The sequence below is a fragment of the Lysobacter enzymogenes genome (assembly GCF_017168095.1).
Taxonomy (GTDB): domain Bacteria; phylum Pseudomonadota; class Gammaproteobacteria; order Xanthomonadales; family Xanthomonadaceae; genus Lysobacter; species Lysobacter enzymogenes_D.
Window position 1 is genome coordinate 1 of the sequence record NZ_LXSD01000459.1, and the last position, 2,493, is coordinate 2,493.

General features: G+C 69.7%; 3 protein-coding genes. All 3 read right to left on the minus strand.

The window, feature by feature from the left end:
* Positions 1 to 68: 68 nt before the first annotated feature.
* Positions 69 to 1,013 (minus strand): XVIPCD domain-containing protein, encoded by a 945-nt coding sequence (locus A7A76_RS19605; RefSeq protein WP_241201054.1) that lies wholly within the window; start codon positions 1,011 to 1,013, stop codon positions 69 to 71.
* A 15-nt stretch (positions 1,014 to 1,028) separates the two neighbouring features.
* A complete protein-coding gene (locus A7A76_RS26085; RefSeq protein ID WP_343225373.1) occupies positions 1,029 to 1,565 on the minus strand; it encodes a DUF6393 family protein in 537 nt (178 codons plus the stop codon).
* A gap of 50 nt (positions 1,566 to 1,615) precedes the next feature.
* Positions 1,616 to 2,493 (minus strand): MBL fold metallo-hydrolase (locus tag A7A76_RS19615; protein ID WP_206412820.1); only part of this gene is annotated, 878 nt, incomplete at its 5' end.

Consider the following 2,493-nt stretch of genomic DNA (forward strand, 5'->3'; position numbering starts at 1 on the left):
CCGCGCGCAACCGCCGGCGCAGCGGCGCGCACCGCGCCGGCGAGGTTGATGCGGCGCCGCGCCGCGGATCAGCGCGACAGCGAACCGCGGCTGGGCGCTTCCTGTTCGCCCTGCGCCTGCTGCGGGGCCGGCTCCGGCGCCCGCGCCTGTTGCTCTTTCTGCTGCCGGGTGGCGGTTTCCAGCTTTTCCAGATTCGCCTGCAGCGGCTGCTGCGCCGCCTCGCCGCGGTCGACGTGGGCGCGCAGCAGATCGGCCTCGTTGCCCGGGTTCTTCCACACCGCGAACACGTTGCCGTTGGTCTGGCTCGGCACGACCTCCTGGATCTGCGGCAGCCCGGCCTTGCGCGCCTGCAGCGCCAGCGCGCCGGCAACGCGCTCCTTGTCCTGCTGGTTGTCGTAGACCCCGGCGTTCGGGCCGACCTTGTCCAGGCCGGCCAGCGCCTGCTGGAACATCGGATCGGCGCGCAGCTGGCCTTCGCGCTGCGGATCGGGCCTGGCGTCGCTGGTGCTGAAGGTGCGGCCGGAATTGCCAAGGCCCGGCTCGCTGGGCTTGACCGACTCGTCCAGCGCGCGGCCCGAAGCCGGCGCCCAATGGCCGAAGAATCCGTCCTGGGTCGGCTCCTTCAACTGCGCGTCGCGCAGCACGCTGTCGGCCAGGGCGTTGGAGTTCTGCACCTGCGGGTCGTAAGGGTATTTGTCGCTCTTGCTCTGCGCGTCGGCGACCATCTTGTCCCAGGTCTTGGACAGGTCCGGGCCGGTGACGATCTCCTCGCGGTACTGCTTCTGGCCCTTGGCGTTGAGGTTGTCGGGATGGTCGGGATTGGTGCGGTCGTAGGGCAGATTGCTCTCTACGTGCATGCGCCCGTACGGCAGCCCGGGCCTTTCCTCGCCGGTCCAGCCGCTGATGGTGTGCTGTTCGCCGTTCTTGTCGGTATAGAGCAGGAATTTATGGTGATAGTCCTTGCCCGCGACCGAGCCGATATTGCGGTAGCCGACTTCGATCTTCTCGTCCATGCGCGGCCGGTTCCGTTACTGGTTCTTGAGATGGACGGCGGCGACCTTGACCAGCTTGCCGGCGGCGTCGAAGGAGAAGGTCATCACCACCGAGCGCGCGTCCGGGTCGAGCATGGCCTGGCCCCTGTTGTCGCGCACCACCAGCTCGGCGGGGCTGTCCTCGACGATCTTCGCGCCGGGCGCGGCCTTGAACTGCGCTTCCACCGCAGCCTTGTCGGTGCCCAGCGGAATATGCCGCAGCACGATCTCGCTGACGTCGAGCTGTTCGAACCGCACCGGCTTTCGAGACGAATAGATTTCTTCCAGCATCGGCGCCACTCCTGTCTTCATGGTTTCATCCCGGGTCGACACGCTGGTTTGCGCGCCCGCCGTCGCGCACGAGGACAGCGGCAAGGCCGCGGCGGCGAGCAGCGCGGCGGCGAATGCCGCGGGCATCGCAGTCGCGGTGAGCCGGCTGCGTGTTCGGGTCCGTGTTCGGATCATCCTGCCTTCTCCTGGCGCGTCGGCCCCTCGGGGCCGACGACGGTGCGCGGCGTCCAGTATCGCCGCCACGAAGCGATCTGCGCAGGCCCGCCAGCCGAACGGCCGGCGGCAACCCCGGCTCAGGCGTCCGGCACCCAGACGAAACGGTCGCCTTCGGCCTTGATCCGGCCCAGCCCCGGAAACGGGAAATGCACCGCGTAAACGTGCACCTTGCCGTCGGCGGCGCGCTTGAGCAGGGCGCGGCGGCTGGCCTCGGCCTTGGGCGCATCGCCGTCGAACTGGATCGTCCATTCCGGATGCTGCACCGAAACGATCGAACTGTGCGCTGCGTCGCCGATATACAGCAGGCGCTCGTCTCCCGAGGAAATCTCATAGGCGCTGTGGCCGGGGGTATGGCCTTCGATCGCCACCGCCTTGACCGTGCCGGGCACCAGTTCGGCGTTCGGCGCGAAGGCCTGCACCTTCGGCGTTATCGCCGCGACCAACTTGGCATTGTCTTTGTCGGCCTGCAGCGCGGCCCACTCCGGCGCCGACAGGTGGATCGCGGCGTTGGCGAAGGCCAGCGCGCCGGCCGGCGTCAGCAGGCCGCCGATGTGGTCGGGGTGGGCGTGGGAAATGAAGATGTCGGTGACCTGGTCCGCAGTCGTGCCGCTGGCCGTCAGCGCGGCCGGCAGGCGGCCGGCGCGGGCGAAGGAAGCGTTGCCGGCGCCGGTGTCGAACAGCAACACCCGCTCGCCGCTGCGCACCAGCAGCGGCTGGAGGCTCAGGTGCACGACATCGGTGGGCTGACCGTTGGCGCTGAGCACGGCCGCCACGTCGGCGGGCGGACGGCCGACGCCGAAGGTCTTGCCGTCGTTGGCGACGTCGATGTCGCCGTCCTTGAGCGCCGCGGCGGCGAGCTTGCCGATGCTGAAAGCGAAGAATTGCGGCGCCTGCGCCGGGTCCGCGGGCGCGGCGTCGGCCGGCTTGGCGGTTTCGGTCGCGGCGGGCCGGGCGG

Bases quoted from the DNA above. Each gene is read 5' to 3' on its own strand.
- A7A76_RS19605 (WP_241201054.1), bottom strand. From the start codon at position 1,013: ATGGACGAGAAGATCGAAGTCGGCTACCGCAATATCGGCTCGGTCGCG.